The sequence below is a fragment of the Clostridium sp. genome (assembly GCF_051650885.1).
Classification (GTDB): Bacteria; Bacillota; Clostridia; order Clostridiales; family Clostridiaceae; genus Clostridium.
On record NZ_JBOFRG010000129.1, the window covers coordinates 1 to 18,172 of the forward strand.

The window sequence follows — 18,172 nt, forward strand, 5'->3', positions numbered from 1 at the left end:
AATATCACAACATTTACAGAAGCTTAGAGTGGCAAAGGTAATTGAAGGTGAGAGACATGGACTTGAAATAAATTATAAGGTAATTGATGACAGAGTAGAAAAAATAATAAAGTTACTAGATATTTAAAAAAAGGATACATCTACGATATTAGAAATGAGCAATATTAAATAGATGTATCTTTTATTGACAAAACAGGAACTATATCGTAATATTTGAATATATAAATAATGTATTGAAATTTAAATTTAAAGAGAAAATAAATATAGATAGAAAATCAAGAGGAGTGATATTAAATGAAAAGAGAAAAAGTTTTAATTGTAGGTGGAGTTGCAGCAGGAGCAAGTACAGCAGCAAGACTTAGAAGATTAAGAGAAGATTTAGATATAGTAATGTTTGAAAAGGGAGATTATATTTCATTTGCAAATTGTGGATTACCTTATCATATTGGAGAAGTAATAAAGACTCGTGATAAATTAATTCTTCAAACACCAGAAAAGTTAAAAGATAGGTTTAATATCGATGTTAGAGTAAAAAGTAATGTAATAAAAATTGATGCAGAAAACAAAAAAGTTGTTGTTAAAAATGCTAATAATGAAGAGTATGAAGAAAGCTTTGATTATTTGGTTTTAGCACCAGGAGCAAAGCCAATAGTTCCAGATATAAAAGGAATACAAAGTAAAAAAATTCACACATTAAGAACAATAAATGATATGGATAAAATAAAGTTTGAAGTTGATAATAATAAAGTGAAAAATGCAATTGTTATTGGTGGAGGATACATTGGGGTTGAAGTAGCAGAAAATTTAACTCATAGAAATATAAATGTAAATTTAGTTGAAGCAGCACCACATATATTAGGGCCTTTTGATTCAGAAATCTCAGAACTTTTAGAAATGGAGATGAATGAAAATAATGTTAGTATAACATTAAATGATAAAGTTATTGAATTCATAGAAAAGGATGAAAAAATATCTGTAAAATTAGAGAGCGGAAAAGAAATTGAAGGAGATATTATTATTTCAGCTATTGGAGTAATGCCAGATACTTCATTTTTGAAAGAATCAGGAATAGAACTTGGGGATAGAGGACATATCTTAGTAGATAAATTTATGGAAACAAATAAAAAAGGGATTTACGCAGGAGGGGATGCAGTAGCTGTTAAAGACATTGTAAATGGTGATGTAGCATTTTTACCTCTTGCAGGACCTGCTAACAGACAAGGAAGAATTATTGCAGATAATATAGCAGGGCTTGAAAGTATTTATAAGGGTTCACTTGGAACTTCAATTATTAAAGTATTTAATATGACTGGGGCTAGTACAGGAAATAATGAAAGAACTTTAAAAAATAAAGGAATTAAATATAAGAAAGTATACTTATACCCAATGACACATGCAGGATATTATCCAGGGGCTACAGGTCTTTCTATAAAAGTTTTATACAGCATAGAAGATGATAGGGTGTTAGGAGCGCAATGTGTAGGTGTAGATGGAGTTGATAAGTTTATAGATGTCATAAGTACAGTAATAAAGCTAAAAGGTACTATGGAGGATTTAAGAGAGTTAGAGCTTGCTTATGCACCACCATATCTTTCAGCAAAATCTCCTGCAAATATGGCTGGATTTATAGCAGACAATGAAGAAAAAGGATTAAGTAACTTAATTCATGTAGAAAACTTAAAAGATTTAGATAAAGAAAATACTATATTAATTGATTTAAGAGAAGATATAGAAGTAGAAAACGGAATGATTGATGGTGCAATTCATATTCCATTAAATACATTAAGAGATAAATTACCAGAGATAAACAAAGGAAAAGATATTGTAGTTTATTGTGCTGTTGGAGTAAGAGGGTGGATTGGAGAAAGTATCTTAAGAAATAATGGATTCAATGTAAAAAATCTATCAGGTGGATATAAAGCATATAAAACATTTGGATATAAAGCAGAGAATTTTGATTTTAATGAAGATTTAAAGGAATGTGCAATGAGTAAAGAAGAAAAAAAGCCTAAAGGAAATATAAAGGAGGTAGACCTTCAAGGAATGTGTTGTCCTGGTCCTTTAATGGAAGTAAATAGACATATGAATGAGTTAAATGAGGGAGATATATTAAAGGCAAGCGCATCAGATGTAGGATTTTTTAAAGATGTTAAGGCATGGGCAAAAAGAACAGGAAATACAGTATTAGATGTGAGAAAAGAAAAGGGAATAGTTAATGCAACTATTTTAAAAGGCACTGAACAAAGTGAGATAAAGGATGAGGCAGTAGTTACAAAAGAAGAAAAGAATGGTCATACTATGGTTGTTTTTAGTGGAGAGCTAGATAAAGCAATAGCCTCATTTATAATAGCAAATGGTGCAAAAGCTATGGGGAAAGATGTAACAATGTTCTTTACATTTTGGGGATTAAATATTTTAAGAAAGCATGAAAAAATTAAGGTAAGTAAGAATCCAATAGAAAAAATGTTTGGAGCTATGATGCCAAGAGGAAGTAAGAAGCTTGGACTTTCTAAGATGAATATGGGAGGAATGGGTTCTAAAATGATTAGAGGAATAATGAAAAAGAAAAATGTAAAATCATTAGAAGAACTTATTCAAAATGCCATAGATAGTGGAATAAAAATAGTAGCATGTACAATGTCTATGGATGTTATGGGAATAAAAGAAGAAGAACTTATAGATGGAATTGAATATGGTGGAGTAGGATACTACTTAGGAGAAGCTGAAGAAAGCACATCAAACTTATTTATCTAATAATTAAGCACTCTTAAAAAGGAGTGCTTAATTAATTTTGCAAAGGAAGAATAATTGTTATAAAATAAATTTAGTATATATAAACATGGAGGAAAAAATATGTCAGAAGTAGTAAGTTCAGTTGTTAAAGAAGTAGATATTAATAACATGGACAAAATCATAGATAATGTAAAAGTTATAGATATAAGAGATAAAGGTGAAATAATGCTATCAGGAACTTTAGCAGAAGCTAAACATATTCCAATGCTTGAACTTCTTCAATATCCAGAAGAATACTTAAATGAAGGTGAAGAATATTATATTCTTTGTCATTCAGGTGCAAGAAGCTTTAGAACGTGTGACGAGCTAAATGCTATGGGATACAATACTGTGAACATAAAAGGTGGATTCGCTAGATATAAAGGTGAAAATAGAGTTGATATGTATTAAATTGAAAATTAAGAATTAAGAATTTTTATGAAACTCGCTTAGGCGAGTTTTTTTGTATAGAAAGTATAAAATTAAGTTTGAAATAATGTATAAATTTTGGGAATTTGAGAATAATAAGGTTAAATAGAGAAGTTGTGGAGGTAATTTTATGTGTGGTTTTATAACTTTATTTAAAAATGCAATTTTAAAAGAAGATGAAGATAGAGTGCGTGAAGCATCTGAAAAGCTTTTTCATAGAGGACCAGATGATTTTAAGATAGCAAAAACAGAGAAGGTAGTGTTTGGATTTAGAAGGCTTAGTATAGTGGATATACAAGGTGGAGCACAGCCTTTTTCGTATAAAGATAAATATATAATAGTTTTTAATGGAGAGATATACAATTACTTAGAGCTAAAAAAAGACTTGAAAAAACAAGGGAAAAAATTCAAAACAAATTCTGAAATAGAAGTAATAAGTGCTATGTATGAAAAGTATGGAAAGGAATTTATAAAGCATCTAAGAGGAATGTTTTCTATAGTTATATATGATGTAGCTAAGGATACGTTATTAGCTTATAGAGATGTATTTGGGATAAAACCATTATATTATTTAGAAGATGAAGGTGAAATTTGGATATCATCTGAATTAAAAGCCTTAGTAAAATTAAAGAAAAAACTTACATATAATAAAGCAGAAATAAATAATTATTTGACTGTTCAGTACATACCAGGAGAAAAAACTTTATTTAAAGAAATAAAATTATTAATGCCAGGTTGTATGCTACAAAAAAATAAAGAAGGTTTAAAAGTAAAAAGATATAGTGAAGTGAAGTTATCACCAAAACATAAAGAAAATAAAGAGAGCTTAAAGAAGGAAATATATAAGGTTTTAAATGATTCTGTAAAGAAGCATATGATAGCAGATGTTCCAGTTGCAACCTTTTTATCAAGTGGGATAGATTCATCTATAACAACTTATTTAGCATGGAAATTAAATAAAAATATAACAGCTTATAGCATAGGATTTGACGTTGAAGGATATGATGAAACCCCTTACGCTAAAAGGTTTGCAGAAAATTTTAATATAAAATTTAAAGAGGTAAAGCTAAATTGCACAGATTTTATAAAAGATTTACCTAAAATAATTTATCATATGGATTCACCAATAGCAGATCCATCAATAATTCCTTTATATCATATATGTAAAGAGGTAAGCGGTAAATTTAAGGTTGTTTTATCAGGAGAAGGCTCAGATGAATTTTTTGGTGGATATAATATATATACAGAAGACAATTCACTAAAGGTATTTAAGAAAATTCCTAAAAAAATTAAAAAAATAATGTTAGCAAGTATAAAATTAATTCCTAACAATGTTAAAGGGAAAAATTTTATTGAAAGAGGATGCACGGATTTAGAAAAAAGATATGTAGGAAATGCAAGGGTATTTAAAGAAAAAGAAAAATCTAAAATTATAAAGAATTATGATAAAAAATTAAGAGGAGAAAAGATTACAAAGGAATACTTTGATAGAGTACAGGAGTTAGATAATGTAGCTAAAAGGCAGTTTATAGACATAAATACTTGGCTTGTAGGGGATATTTTAGCAAAAGCAGATAGAATGTCTATGGCACATTCTTTAGAGCTTAGAGTTCCATTTTTAGATAAAGAAGTATTTAAATTAGCATCAAGATTAGAAAAGGAAGATAAGATAAAAGGGTTTACAACAAAATATATGCTAAGAGAAGCTTTTAAAGGAATATTACCAGATGAAGTTTATGAAAAGAAAAAATTAGGGTATCCAGTTCCACTAAAGCTATGGCTTAAAAATGAGCTTTATGATTGGGCAAAAGAAATTATAAAAAATAATCCAGTAAAAGAAATAGATACAAAAGAAGCATTAAAGCTTTTAAGATTACATAAAAAAACAAGGGTAGATTATAGCAGAAAAATATGGGCTATAATTGTATATATTATATGGTATAAAATTTATATAGATAAAACTTTAGATAAAAATGAGAAATTATATTTAAAATAAAAAGGATGCCAAAAGGCATCCTTTATTCAATTATATCAATTTCGTTTACTTCAATACCTTCATTAGATTCAGTAACTTCAGTAACCTCAATGTCATCAACAATTAGTCCAGCTGCTTTTCTTCTTTTATAACGTTTATAAAGAATGAAGGCGATTAATCCAAAGAATACAGGTCCACCTGCAACCCAAAGACTGTTGCTAACATTACCAGTTAAAGCAGGTTCAATCATTGAATAGATATTTACGAATGTTACGACAACAAAACAAATTGATGCAAAAATAACTCCGATTTTTTTATTAAAGAAAGTGTACTCTTTCTTTATGTTGTCATTAAGCTTAAATTTAATATAAGCAAAAACAACAAATGATATTGGAACAGTACTAGCTACGAATGTCATAAGAGTCATTTTGTTAAATAGCTCAGATACATTTCCACCACCAAAACCTAAAAGTAATACAAAGAATACAACTATTACAGTTTGTAAAAGAATTGCATATACAGGCATTCCATGTTTGTTTACTTTTTGAAGTTTTTCAGGTAGCATTCCTTTTGGTAATCCTTCAAACATGTGCTTTATTGGTGTATAAAGTCTTAGTGGAATTGAAGTTAATCCAATTAATCCAATAATAGTAGTAATTCTATTAATCCATTCTCCAAGTCCTAAAGCTTGACTAGGTGATAAACCAAGTATAGTACCAAGTCTAAAGAACTCTTGTTGAACTATGTATATACTAAAGTTTGCAAGGTTAACCTTAGGTGAATCAAATGTAGCTTTCCAGTTACAAACAAAACCTAAAATTAAAACAGTACCAATATATAAAACTGTAATAAGAACAGTTGCAACAAAGATTGCTCTAGGAACATTCTTTTTACCATTTTTAACTTTATCAACAAGTCCACCGCTATTTTCCATACCAGCAAAGATACAAACTGCAAATACTAAGAAACCAAGTGCAGGTAAAAATGAGGCATAGCTTGGGTTTGGCCCATAAAAATAAGAGTGAATATTTGAAAAGTCAAAACCTTGTGCTGGTTTAAATCCTGATAAAGCAAATAAAAGGATACCACCACCTAAAATTAATATGTGTGAAAGAATTACTGTTACAATTGATATATTAGAAAGAAATGATAATCTTTTTAAACCTCTAGTTGTCAAAAGTGCAGCAACAATCATATAAATAGCACCTACAATAGCAAGTGTTTCTGGTGCGTTGAATCCTAAGAAATGCCAAGTTGAGGTTGTATCTACTCCAAAGATTGCAACTGAAATCGCAATACAAATAGATGAAGCTGAGAACCACATAACAACAAAAGCACCGTACCAAATGAAAGTACCAACTAAGCTAAAACCTTCATTTACAGATTCAGACATCCAAGAGAATATTCCACCCTTTTTATGCTTAAAAGCAGAACTCATTTCTGCAACAATAAATGAATATGGAATAAAAAATATAATAACTGCTATTATTAGGTAAGTAATTGCAGCATATCCCATTTGATAGTAAACTTGCTCACCGTTTGGAAGTCCATAAACAGTTAAGAAAATCATTACTAAGAAACTAAAAAAGGATATACTATACTTACTAGTTTTTTCTTTCGACATAAAGTTTCCTCCTAAAATTTAATAATCAATTGCATCTATGAATATAAAAAACATAATCAAATGTCTTTCTATTAAATACATTTGTCCTTATATATATCATACATCTTTAATATGAATAAAGAGAAAACTAGAAATGCATAAATTGTTAAAATGAATTATTTTAATAAAAATAATTCATTTTAATAAAAAAATATCATAAAAATATTGAAAATATAAATAGATTGAAAAAAAAACACTTTAATTTATTAAATCGAAATTTACTCATTTTCTTCTAAAGCATTTAATTCATTTAAAAATTCAGTTCCAACTCTTTGCATTATTTTTAATGCTTCTAATATATCTTTTCCACGTTTAGTTAAAAAATATTCAACTCTTAGAGGATATCCAGGATAAACAATTTTATCAATAATATTAGTTTCAGTAAGTTCTTTTAATTGCTCTAAAAGCATTTTTTGAGTTATTCCTTTAATATCTCTTTGAAGTTGTGAGGGAGAAGTGTTTCCAACCCTTAACCTCCATATAATTATAGGTTTCCATTTTCCACGAATAATATCAAAACAAAGTTCTAATGGACATGTGAAAGTTTTTCTAAGTTTCATTAATAAATACCTCCTTAAAAAAATCATAGTAATATGTAATAGTATTCCGTAATATAAATGATTATATAGTTAATAATATTAAAGATAAATGTAGAGGCTATTAATGAAATTTTAATAAACAATAAAGATACAAAGATGTAACCATAAATTAAAAAAAATAAATTATAATTACAAGAATAAATAGAATAAAAAGGATTAAACTATAAGTATTAAAAAGAAGGAGTGGGGAAATTTGTTTGAATTGTATAACGATGTTATAGAAATTTGTAGAGAAGCAGCATTAATACCAGGTTTTAAATTTGACAGATTATTTCAAATGATTAATGGTAAAGGTGCATTACTGTCATTAAGAGAAATAATAAGGGATAGTGAGGATATAGAAAATCTTGAAAAGCTTATAGAGGCTGGAAGAGAAGACTTAACAATAGAAGCTTTGGTGTTGAGTGAAAAATATAAAGATGAGTTTACCGAAGAAGATAAGACATTTGCAAAATCAAAATTAAATAGTTTTAAAAATAAAGAGCAAAAAATTAAAGATGAAGAATAAGAAAGGGGCTTTTTTCTAGAAATAGAAAAAGGTCTATTTTTTTGAATTTAAATAATGATTTTCGACAATAATATTAACAAAGTGTTAAAAATATGTTGCAATTTTGAATAAAGTATTATAAAATTAAAACATAAATAAAAACGAAAGAATAATAAATAGAGAGAAGGGAAGTAAAGTATGATTAAATTAATAGGTATAGCCATTGTAATAATGGGATTTACATTTAAAATAGAAACATTATTTACAGTATTGCTTGCAGGAGTTTCCACAGGGCTTGTAGCGGGAATGAGTATAAATGAAATATTAACAGTTTTAGGAGAATCTTTCGTAGCAAATAGGGCTGTATCGTTATTTATACTAACTTTACCTGTAATAGGAATATTAGAAAGATATGGATTAAAGCAAAGAGCAATTCATTTAATAAAGAACCTAGGAAAACTTACAACAGGAGGAGTTCTTTCAGCTTATACACTAATAAGACAGCTTATGGGAGCATTATCAATTAGAATAAGTGGACATCCTCAATTTGTAAGACCATTAGTTAATCCAATGGCTCAAGCAGCAGCGGAAAGTAAATATGGAAAAATAGATGAAGATGATGAAGAAAAAATAAAAGCATTAGCAGCAGCATCAGAAAACTATGGAAACTTCTTTGGGCAAAACCTTTTTGCAGGAAGTTCAGGAGTATTATTAATAGCAAGTACATTAACAGAGTTTGGATACAATGTATCAGGAATACAAATAGCGAAAGCAAGTATAATCATGGCAGTAATAGCATTCTTAGTATCATTATTACAAAATAGATTATATGATAAGAAATTACAGAAGAAATATAAAAAGTAGAGGAGGAATTTAAATGCAAAACTTTATAAATACAGCTTTAGAAGGCTTTTATGTAATCATGGGGTTAATAATGATAGTAATTGCATATAAATCCTTCACAACTATAGAACAGAAGGATAAAAAATATTGTACAACTTTATTTTGGATATTAATAGCACTACCATTTATGCTAGGAAAAGTACTTCCAGCAAATGTAGTAGGAGGAATTTTAATATTATCAAGTTTGCTAACATTATCAAAAAGAGTTGTTTTTGCAAAATATGATGAAGCAACAGAAGAGCAATCGGCAAAATCATCACTAAAGATAAAAAATAAAATATTTATACCATCACTAGTACTAGCTCTTGTAGCGGTAATAATATCGGTAGTATTTACAGACTTAAAAAATTCATCACAATTTGCAATAGGGGCAGGGGCAATAGTAGCATTAGTACTAGCATTCTTCTTAACTAAGGCAAAGCCAAAAGAGGCAGTAAATGATGGAGCAAAATTATTACATCAAATGGGACCGACAGCAATGTTACCACAATTATTAGTAGCACTAGGTGCATTATTTACACAAGCGGGAGTTGGACAGGTTATAGCAGATGGAATATCTGGAGTAGTACCAACTGATAATAGATTCTTTGGAGTAGTAGCTTATGTTCTTGGAATGGCAATATTCACAATGATAATGGGTAATGGATTTGCAGCATTCTCAGTAATAACAGCAGGTATAGGAGTACCATTTGTACTTATGCAAGGTGGAAACCCAGTAATAGTTGGGGCATTAGCACTAACTGCAGGATACTGTGGAACACTTTTAACACCAATGGCAGCAAACTTTAACATAGTACCAGCAGCATTATTAGAATGTAAGAATCAATATTCAGTTATTAAGCACCAAGCGATAACGGCAACGATACTTTTAGTGATACACATTTTTGCAATGTACTTCTTGGCTTTTTAATTAAGAGTTAAGAATTTAAAATTAAGAATTAGGGGAATCGCAAGCGATTTTTGTGAGGGGGCTCAAAATTTATCTGAAGATAAATTTTATCGTAGGAGAGGATTGGGAGTTAAGAAGTAAGAGTTGAGAAAATGGAGAGGATTCTTGTGAGAGAGGGGCTCAAAATTTGTCTGGTGACAAATTTTATCGCAGGAGCTGATTAGAAGATAGAAATTGAGAGGTAGAAGTTAAGGGTTGTATAGTAGAGGTTATGATGAGGTTTAAATAGATTTTAGCTTAGGAGGATGTTTTTTATGAAAGTTTTAGTTACGGGGTTTGATCCTTTTGGAGGAGAGATGATTAATCCAGCTCAGGAGGCTGTTTTAAGAGTTAGAGATGAGATTAACGGAGCAGAGGTTATAAAGGTTATTATTCCAACGGTTATGGAAAAATCTTTAGAGGTGATTGAAAAGAGTATAGAAGAACATAGACCTGATGTAGTTATATCTATAGGACAAGCGACTGGGAGATTTGGAATTACACCTGAAAGAGTGGCGATTAACTTAAATGATTTTAGGATAAAAGATAATGAAGGCAATCAACCAATTGATGAAGTTATAAGGGAAGATGGGGAAGCAGCATACTTTACAACATTACCTATAAAGGGAATGGTAGAACATTTAAATAAAAATGGTATTCCAAGTGAAATTTCAAACACAGCAGGTACATTTGTTTGTAATCATGTAATGTATGGAGTTTTATACTTAGCACAAAAGAAGTACAATAATATAAAGGCTGGATTTATTCATATACCATGTGCAACAATACAAGCAGTTGGGAAAAAGAATATACCATCAATGTCTTTAGATGAGATAACAAAGGGAATTGAGTTAGCGATAGAAGCATGTACTATTTATGAGAATGATATTAAAGAAGTAGGTGGAGCTATATGTTAAGAAAAGTTTTTGTATATGGAAGTTTAAGAGAAAATATGTTTAATTACAATAGATTATTAAAGGGAAAAGTTTCAAAGGTTCAAATGGGAAAAATAACTGGGGAGTTATTTCATATAGAAAATAAAGGTTATCCAGCAGTTGTTGAAGGATCAGAGTGGATACAAGGTGAGCTTATGACATTAAAAGACTTTGATGAAACATTAAAAGTTTTAGACCATTTAGAAGGATATGTAGAAGGCGATGACAACTGTGAATACTTAAGAGAAGTTGTCCAAATTACATTAGAAAATGGAGAAAAAGAAGAAGCATATTTTTATGGATACAATAAAAATGCAAAAAGAAATGAAAAAGATGTATTAGTAAAGGTTCAAGGAAATGACTGGAAAGAATACATGGTAGAGTATAAAAAAGCAATTTAAATAAATACTATAATTAAAAGCTATTCACTTTGGAGAAGGTATCTTTTAGAACCTTACTTTTAGAAGTGGATGGCTTTTTAATTTAGAATGGGGGAATCGCAAGCGATTTTGTGGGGAGGCTCAAAATTTACCTAGTGGTAAATTTTATCGTTGTAGTGAAGGAAAGAGATATATGAAATTAGAAATGAAAAAAAATTGGGCAAAGCCAATTTTTTTTCATTTCCAAAACTCGCCCAAGCGAGTTTTTTCCTCAATTCTTAACTCTTAATTATTAATTCTTAACTCCTCAAAGGTTTATAAAGATTAAACGATTATTTATAAAGTACAACTCTAAATTCTTGTCTAAATGATGTTTTAGCTCTGCCTTATCTGATGCTTTTAGTTTTGGTAACTCTTTGTTGTTTATAAAATATGTAGGTGCTTTTTCTTTTTTTAGTGTTAGTTTTCCATCATATTTTTTTATAAGTTTTTGGTTTTTTAGTCCATTGTAGATGGAAAGCATATCTCTAAGTGTGTCGTATAAAAGCAACAATGCAAAGAAGTCTATTACTAAAAGGATTGAGGAAAAGGTTTCATTTGCTGTCAGCTTTAATAAGAAGAGAACACATGAAAGTATTATTAAAAGTGCATATGCGATGATGTGCTTAGTAAATTTATTTAAACTCGTTTTTAATGTGGTTTCTATTATTTTTGAATCTATGTTTTCTATAGAAATGATTGTCATAGAAATTCCTCCTAAGTTAAGATTATAGTAAATTATATCATAGGTTTAAGAGTAGTTGAAATATTGATATAATAATGAAAAAGGAAAGGAGTTTTATGATGAAAAGAATTGGAATAGTGGAAGATGATTTAAATATTAGAGATGAAATAGTAAAAACTATAGGAAGATATGGATATGAGGGTGTTCAATTTACGAATTTTGAAAATATATTAGATGAAATAAAAGAAAAGGATGTAGATTTATTATTGTTAGATATAAATCTACCTTATTTTGATGGTTATCACATTTGCCGTGAAATTAGGAAGTTTAGTCAAGTTCCTATAATTATGGTTACAAGCAGAAATAGCGATATGGATGAACTTATGAGTATTAATATTGGTGCTGATGATTTTGTGACTAAGCCTTATAATATTCAGGTTTTATTGGCTAGAATTGAGAGACTTTTAATAAGAAGTGGCATGGGAAAAGATGAGAAGAGTAGCATTTTAGAGCATAGAGGAATGAAGCTTAATTTAGAAAAGGGTGTAATTACTTATAATGACAATGAAATTGATTTAACTAAAAATGAAATTAAAATAGTTACTTATCTTATGAAAAATAAAGAAAAGATAGTTTCAAGAGAAGATTTAATGAAGTACTTATGGGACTCTGATTATTTTGTTGATGATAATACTTTATCAGTTAATATTACTAGAATAAGAAAAAAATTATCAGAAATGGGACTTAGTAATGTTATTGAAACTAAAAGAGGACTTGGGTATATTATGCAATGAGTATAGGGAGATATTTTAAAGATAGGGGATTAGTTTTAGGTGTGAATTTATTTTTATATTTTATAGTAGCTTTATTATTACACCTTGTTTCAATAGGTTCAGGGGTATTATTTTTAGTTTTTGTAATTTGGTTTGCACCTCTAATTTCATATATGATTATAGAGTTTTTTAAAGTTGGAAGGTTTTATAAAGAAATTAAGGAAACTACAGATGAAATAGATGAAAAGTATTTAGTCTGTGAAATTGTAAAAAAACCTAGTTTTATAGAAGGAAAAGTTATATATGAAAGTCTTAGAGATGCCAATAAAGAGATGCATGAAAAAGTAAAGGCATACAGAAAAAAGACTGAGGAATATAGAGAATATATTGATATGTGGGTTCATGAAATTAAGACACCTATAGCAGCTACAAAGCTTATCATTGATAATAGTGATTCTAGAGAAGTAAAAAGAATTGATAATGAAATTAAAAAAATAGACAAAATGATTGAACAAGTTTTATATTACTCAAAAATAGATGAGGCAAATGAGGATTATAGAATAATAAACTTGAAACTACAGGAAGTGGTAGGAAAAGTATTAAAAAATAATTCTATGGATTTTATTTTAAAGAGAATAAGAGTAGACTTGAAAAATTTAGATTTAGATGTATTTAGTGATAAAAAATGGTTAGAATTCATTTTAAATCAGATAGTTGGAAATTCTTTGAAGTATACAAAAAATGAAGGGGAAATTTTAATTGAAGGTATAGAAAAAGCAAACAGTGTAGAGCTATTAATAAAGGATAATGGTGTTGGAATAAAGAAAGAGGATTTAAGAAAAGTCTTTTTAAAAGGATACACAGGAGAAAATGGAAGAATATTTGGAAAATCAACAGGAATGGGCCTTTATATATGTAAAAAACTTTGTGAAAAGCTTAATATAGGAATAGAAATATCTTCTGAAGGTAGTGGAACAAGTGTAAAATTAACTTTTTCTAAGGGGAAAAATACAGATTTATTTAAATAAAATCTTAATTTTAGCCAAAAAGTAATAAATACAATGGATAAAAGTAGTATTATCATTTAGAATATAATAATGAATAGAGTTAAAAGTTAAGAAAAGAAAGTAGGAATTCTTATGAAGAAAATTAGTTTAAAAAAGGGAATAGTTATAGGAATTATAATTGTGGCAATTGTAGTTATAATTAGTGTAATTGCAGCATTTATTAGCATTGTAAATAATAAAGAAAAGGCTCTTGATGGTTCGAATTATAAGAATTCATATCAATACAAGATGCAAAGGGAAAAGAGTTTAAAAGTTTTACAAGGTTTTTATGGAAACTATATAGTAACTGATATAAGCGGAACTTCACCTACAATAGGTTTAAGTGATAGTGATTTAAATACATTAAAGAATGATATGATAGGTTCAAAAGTTGTATTAGGGGAGGAAAATTTCTCTATAACATATAATGACACGAAGCAAGTAAATTTAGTGAATTTTAGTAATGTAAATATAAATAAGCCTTATTATGAGGTTAACAGTACTGATGAGAGTATGTTCCAAAGCATATATGGAACAAGTTTAAGTTCAGTAGGAATAAAAAGCAGTACACCATACTTTATAAATGTAGGTGGAAATAGCAATTATGAGCAAGAAATAATCCAAAATGGAGAAGGCGGATTATTGATTTATAGCCAAGGAGCATTCTTTAAGTTAGAACCAGAAACAAAGGTATTAGCAGAAAGAAATGCACAACTTGAAAAACTTGCAAATGATGCATTAAAGGTTGGAACAGGAAATGAATATAAATATGTATTCCCAGTAGAGCAAATTCAAAAGGATGGAAAGTTTGAATATAAGAATTCTGATAGCAGTATGATATTTATGTGTAAAGAAAAAGATAATTCAGTAGTTCCAGACAAAGATACAATGTTTATAACATTATCAAAAGGTGATGTTACACCAGTAGATAAGACAAAAGATAATACGGATAACAAAGATAATAAGGACAATAAGGATAAGAATAATACAACTGAAAATCCAAATAAGCAAATAGAAGATAAGAATGCAGGAAAGCCATTCTATAACTTTACAATAAATACATTAGGACAAATGAATCAAACTGCAGGTGGAAAACCAGTAGTAGGTAAGGTTTATTTAAATGGAGATGTAGTTGTAGGAAATTAAAGAAAGTGGAGATTACAAAAAGTAATCTCCACTATTTTTTTTCCTTTGGTTGAATTATTTCAAGATTTAAATTTGAGGAATGGTTCGCAATAATATTATCCTTAAATCCATGAATCTTAACTTTACCTTTAAAACTAGACGGAAAATTAAGATGAAGTTCTGGATAATAAATTCCTTGTATAGAGTCATTAAGAGTAAGATTAGCACTCTTAGTATTATTAAAATATTTATAGCTTAAAGTATCTACACTAGCCAAGGAGTGATTCTTAACAACTGAATAATAATATAAAAATTCAGGTGAATCAAGAGAGGTTCCAATGTATATCTTTGTATTTGGGGCAATAATATCAAGAGTGTTAATTTGAGTTGTAGAAAGGTCAACAAAGTTATCATAAGAATAATAACCTGAAGCAAACCAATAGTCAAAGCTTAAGGTTGTATCATCAATATTGTATAATTTCTTTAGCTCAGGTGAATAATTGGACAATCTATAACTTGTACTATTAAGAGCTCCAAGTCCTAATAGAAAAAATATAAAAGAGAGTGAAAAAGAAACTAAAGCAAATTTAAAGGAAGTTTTCTTTTTAAACAGTGAACTAAGCTTCATTTAAATCACCTCTTTTAAAAATAAAATTAAAGATATATCTACTCATAGATGAAATGAAATGAGTAGTCTTTTTAATAAATAGTATTCCTAGAGAAAACGACCCGATACCCAAGAATAAAAGTGAAATACTGAAAAATAGTATTATTATACTTGGGAATTCTGTTATAAAGCTAGGTACAGATGTAAAAATAATTGTGCTAAAGGACTTAACTAATAAAATTCCCATTCCTGCAAGGGAAAGTGCAAAAGGAATTAGAGATACTCCAAAGATTAAAAGTCCTGTAAGAACTGCAATAAAAATAAAGGCTATGTATAAAGCACCTGCTGAAATACCTAAACAAGCTCCAATAGGAATAGTTATAGCTAAAAGGGGAAGAGAAAAAAGATATCCTAAAAAGCTTTTTTTAGTTATTTTTTTCTTAGGGGATGAATCTTTTTTTAGCTTTTTTCCTTTATTATTTTTGTTTAGAGATTCAGTATTTATAAAAGTATCATTTATATTAGAATTTACATCTTTACTTTTATCAGAAAAACTAGAATCATCCACGTTAGAATTGACCTCTTTATTCTTAGTAGAAGAGTTAGTTTTATTAGTATTAAGATTTAGCTTGTCACTCTTTGAGTAGTCATAAGTTTCATCTATATTTATAAAATTCTCTGAAACTACAGGAATTTCTTGAGTAAAGCTTAATTTCTTATTTTTTATTAAATGGGAGTTTTCTTCCCTATAATTCTTAATTAAATCATCTATTGAGCCTAAAGAAGAGATTGCATCTTCTTCAGATAAAACACCTTTTTTTGATTCAAAATAATCTTGATAATCAAAAAGTATATCTGAAACTACATTTGGGGGAAGGTCTCTTAGCTCAGATGCAAGTTTATTTAAAAAATCTTTTTTAGTCAAATAATCACCTCATATTCTTAATAATCCCTTTAATGAAAGTATATATAGTAAAGCTATATATAACAATATTTCTAGTGGGTTATTAAGGAAAGAATAAGAAATCTTAAGATTTCTTAAGAAAATGAAATGTATCGTTACATTTGAAAATAAAAAATATAGATGGTAAAATTTACTAAAAATAAAAGGGGGCTATAAAGATGAGTAGAAAAAGTATAAATAAAAATCTTGCACAAATGTTAAAGGGTGGAGTTATTATGGATGTTACAAATAAGGAGGAAGCTATAATTGCAGAGAGAGCTGGGGCATGTGCTGTAATGGCTTTAGAAAGAGTTCCATCAGATATAAGAAAAGAAGGTGGCGTTGCAAGAATGTCAGACCCAAAAATGATAAAGGAAATTAAAAATGCAGTATCAATTCCTGTAATGGCTAAAGTTAGAATAGGACATTTTGTAGAGGCACAAATATTAGAAGCATTAGAAATAGATTTTATAGATGAAAGTGAGGTACTAACACCAGCAGATGATAAGTATCACATTATAAAGTCAGATTTTGAAGTGCCTTTTGTATGTGGTGCTACAAACATTGGAGAAGCTTTAAGAAGGATAGGTGAAGGAGCATCTATGATAAGAACTAAGGGAGAAGCAGGTACAGGTGATGTAGTTCAAGCTGTTAAGCATATGAGAACAATGAAAACAGAAATAAAGAAAATTCAGATGGCAGATGATGAAGAGCTAATGACTATAGCAAAAGAATATGGAGCACCATATGATTTAGTTAAATACATTAAAGAAAATGGTAAGTTACCAGTAGTTAACTTTGCTGCAGGAGGAATTGCAACTCCAGCTGATGCAGCATTAATGATGCAGCTTGGATGTGATGGTGTTTTTGTAGGTTCAGGAATATTTAAGTCAGGTGATCCTGAAAAAAGGGCTAGAGCTATAGTGCTTGCAACTACTTATTATGATGATAAGGTAAAGCTTGCAGAAATATCAGAAGATTTAGGTGAAGCTATGAGTGGTATTTCAGCAAATGAGATTGAAGTAAAATATGAAGATAGAGGATGGTAAGATGAAAGTAGGTGTTTTAGCACTTCAAGGTGGAGTGGAGGAGCATGTGCAGCATATAGAAAAATTAAATCATCAGGCTATATTAGTTAAAAAGAAGGAAGATTTAAATGATATAGAAGCATTAATTTTGCCCGGTGGAGAAAGTACAACTATTGGAAAGTTATTAAAGATAACAGGGTTAGACAAAGTCATAAAAGAAAAAATAGAAGAGGGCTTAAAGGTATGGGGAACTTGTGCAGGAATGATACTTTTAGCTAAAGAAATTGAAGGTGAGGAAGAGGTTCATCTAGGTGTATTAGATATAAAGGTTAAAAGAAATGGTTTTGGAACACAAATCCAGAGTTATAAAGAAAAACAGATTATAGAAAAAATAGATAAAGAGAGAGAAATAGAATTAGTTTTTATAAGAGCACCGTATATAACAGAAGTTGGAGAAGGTGTACAAATTTTAGTTAAATCAAAAGAAAAAGTTGTAGCAGCTAGAAAAAATAATATATTTGTAACAGCTTTCCACCCAGAACTTACCAAAAATTTGATGATTTTGGATTATTTTTTAAGAAATTAAAGATAAAGAATTGATAAAAAGTGAATAAAGTGACGATTCAATACTAAATAAGAAGTGTTTATGAATAAATAGGAAACAATAAGTAACCAAATAGTTAAAAAATAGAAATTCATATAACAAGTGAGAAAAAATATGATAATATTAGGACATAAAGCTAACCAATAATTTAATAAAAAAAGTCCCTATTTGCTATACACAACCTGTATGATTTGCGTATAACCAATGGGGATTTTTTTTCTTAAAAAATTTTAAGGTTTAGAAACATTGTA

At 28.8% G+C, this 18,172-nt stretch carries 18 protein-coding genes; 13 read left to right on the top strand and 5 right to left on the bottom strand.

The genetic code is table 11. The annotated features are described in order from the left end of the window. Window positions 1-294: 294 nt before the first annotated feature. The 3 genes from ACRC28_RS06305 (at window position 295) to asnB (ending at window position 5,197) form a co-directional block, all read left to right on the top strand. Entirely contained in the window at window positions 295-2,754 is a 2,460-nt protein-coding gene (locus ACRC28_RS06305) for a DsrE/DsrF/DrsH-like family protein (RefSeq protein ID WP_438542600.1), read from the top strand. Between the two features lie 99 nt (window positions 2,755-2,853). Beyond that, window positions 2,854-3,183 (top strand): rhodanese-like domain-containing protein, encoded by a 330-nt coding sequence (locus ACRC28_RS06310; protein ID WP_438542601.1) that lies wholly within the window; start codon window positions 2,854-2,856, stop codon window positions 3,181-3,183. Window positions 3,184-3,331: 148 nt separating this feature from the next. Continuing rightward, a complete protein-coding gene (gene asnB, locus ACRC28_RS06315; protein WP_438542602.1) occupies window positions 3,332-5,197 on the top strand; it encodes an asparagine synthase (glutamine-hydrolyzing) in 1,866 nt (621 codons plus the stop codon). A gap of 22 nt (window positions 5,198-5,219) precedes the next feature. Here the strand turns inward: asnB and yjeM are convergent, their stop codons facing one another. Both yjeM and ACRC28_RS06325 read right to left on the bottom strand, forming a co-directional pair. Then, the gene (gene yjeM / locus ACRC28_RS06320) at window positions 5,220-6,800 is read right to left on the bottom strand and encodes a glutamate/gamma-aminobutyrate family transporter YjeM (RefSeq protein WP_438542603.1); all 1,581 of its coding nucleotides are present in this window, start codon (window positions 6,798-6,800) and stop codon (window positions 5,220-5,222) included. A gap of 257 nt (window positions 6,801-7,057) precedes the next feature. Then, entirely contained in the window at window positions 7,058-7,399 is a 342-nt protein-coding gene (locus ACRC28_RS06325; RefSeq protein ID WP_438542604.1) for a winged helix-turn-helix transcriptional regulator, read from the bottom strand. Between the two features lie 232 nt (window positions 7,400-7,631). Here ACRC28_RS06325 and ACRC28_RS06330 point away from each other — a divergent pair, with 232 nt between their 5' ends. From ACRC28_RS06330 to ACRC28_RS06350, 5 genes are all read left to right on the top strand, one after another. Further along, window positions 7,632-7,946: a hypothetical protein gene (locus tag ACRC28_RS06330; RefSeq protein WP_438542605.1), complete on the top strand. Its 315-nt coding sequence runs from the start codon at window positions 7,632-7,634 to the stop codon at window positions 7,944-7,946. Between the two features lie 180 nt (window positions 7,947-8,126). Next, window positions 8,127-8,789, top strand: a complete 663-nt coding sequence (locus tag ACRC28_RS06335) for a DUF969 domain-containing protein (RefSeq protein WP_438542616.1) — start codon at window positions 8,127-8,129, stop codon at window positions 8,787-8,789. Window positions 8,790-8,802: 13 nt separating this feature from the next. Next, entirely contained in the window at window positions 8,803-9,738 is a 936-nt protein-coding gene (locus ACRC28_RS06340) for a DUF979 domain-containing protein (protein WP_438542606.1), read from the top strand. 293 nt (window positions 9,739-10,031) lie between these two features. Beyond that, window positions 10,032-10,673, top strand: a complete 642-nt coding sequence (gene pcp, locus ACRC28_RS06345; protein WP_438542607.1) for a pyroglutamyl-peptidase I — start codon at window positions 10,032-10,034, stop codon at window positions 10,671-10,673. Beyond that, the gene (locus ACRC28_RS06350; protein WP_438542608.1) at window positions 10,667-11,092 is read left to right on the top strand and encodes a gamma-glutamylcyclotransferase family protein; all 426 of its coding nucleotides are present in this window, start codon (window positions 10,667-10,669) and stop codon (window positions 11,090-11,092) included. The genes pcp and ACRC28_RS06350 overlap by 7 nt, the downstream gene beginning before the upstream one ends. Before the next feature lie 286 nt (window positions 11,093-11,378). On the opposite strand, the gene ACRC28_RS06355 is transcribed toward ACRC28_RS06350, so the two are convergent. Continuing rightward, the gene (locus tag ACRC28_RS06355) at window positions 11,379-11,816 is read right to left on the bottom strand and encodes a hypothetical protein (protein WP_438542609.1); all 438 of its coding nucleotides are present in this window, start codon (window positions 11,814-11,816) and stop codon (window positions 11,379-11,381) included. Between the two features lie 98 nt (window positions 11,817-11,914). Here ACRC28_RS06355 and ACRC28_RS06360 point away from each other — a divergent pair, with 98 nt between their 5' ends. The 3 genes from ACRC28_RS06360 (at window position 11,915) to ACRC28_RS06370 (ending at window position 14,760) form a co-directional block, all read left to right on the top strand. Continuing rightward, window positions 11,915-12,589: a response regulator transcription factor gene (locus ACRC28_RS06360; protein ID WP_438542610.1), complete on the top strand. Its 675-nt coding sequence runs from the start codon at window positions 11,915-11,917 to the stop codon at window positions 12,587-12,589. Further along, on the top strand, window positions 12,586-13,596 hold the full coding sequence (locus ACRC28_RS06365) for a sensor histidine kinase (RefSeq protein ID WP_438542611.1): 1,011 nt from the start codon (window positions 12,586-12,588) through the stop codon (window positions 13,594-13,596). Before ACRC28_RS06360 ends, ACRC28_RS06365 begins: the two co-directional genes overlap by 4 nt. Before the next feature lie 111 nt (window positions 13,597-13,707). Then, window positions 13,708-14,760, top strand: coding sequence for a hypothetical protein (locus tag ACRC28_RS06370; RefSeq protein WP_438542612.1), 1,053 nt, complete (start codon window positions 13,708-13,710; stop codon window positions 14,758-14,760). A gap of 31 nt (window positions 14,761-14,791) precedes the next feature. On the opposite strand, the gene ACRC28_RS06375 is transcribed toward ACRC28_RS06370, so the two are convergent. Continuing rightward, the gene (locus ACRC28_RS06375) at window positions 14,792-15,367 is read right to left on the bottom strand and encodes a hypothetical protein (protein WP_438542613.1); all 576 of its coding nucleotides are present in this window, start codon (window positions 15,365-15,367) and stop codon (window positions 14,792-14,794) included. Then, the gene (locus tag ACRC28_RS06380) at window positions 15,357-16,271 is read right to left on the bottom strand and encodes an HAAS signaling domain-containing protein (RefSeq protein WP_438542614.1); all 915 of its coding nucleotides are present in this window, start codon (window positions 16,269-16,271) and stop codon (window positions 15,357-15,359) included. The genes ACRC28_RS06375 and ACRC28_RS06380 overlap by 11 nt, the downstream gene beginning before the upstream one ends. A gap of 197 nt (window positions 16,272-16,468) precedes the next feature. Between ACRC28_RS06380 and pdxS the strand changes: the two genes are divergently transcribed. Continuing rightward, on the top strand, window positions 16,469-17,338 hold the full coding sequence (gene pdxS / locus ACRC28_RS06385) for a pyridoxal 5'-phosphate synthase lyase subunit PdxS (RefSeq protein WP_438542615.1): 870 nt from the start codon (window positions 16,469-16,471) through the stop codon (window positions 17,336-17,338). Between the two features lies 1 nt (window position 17,339). Continuing rightward, window positions 17,340-17,903, top strand: a complete 564-nt coding sequence (gene pdxT, locus ACRC28_RS06390; protein WP_438542617.1) for a pyridoxal 5'-phosphate synthase glutaminase subunit PdxT — start codon at window positions 17,340-17,342, stop codon at window positions 17,901-17,903. Window positions 17,904-18,172 lie beyond the last annotated feature (269 nt).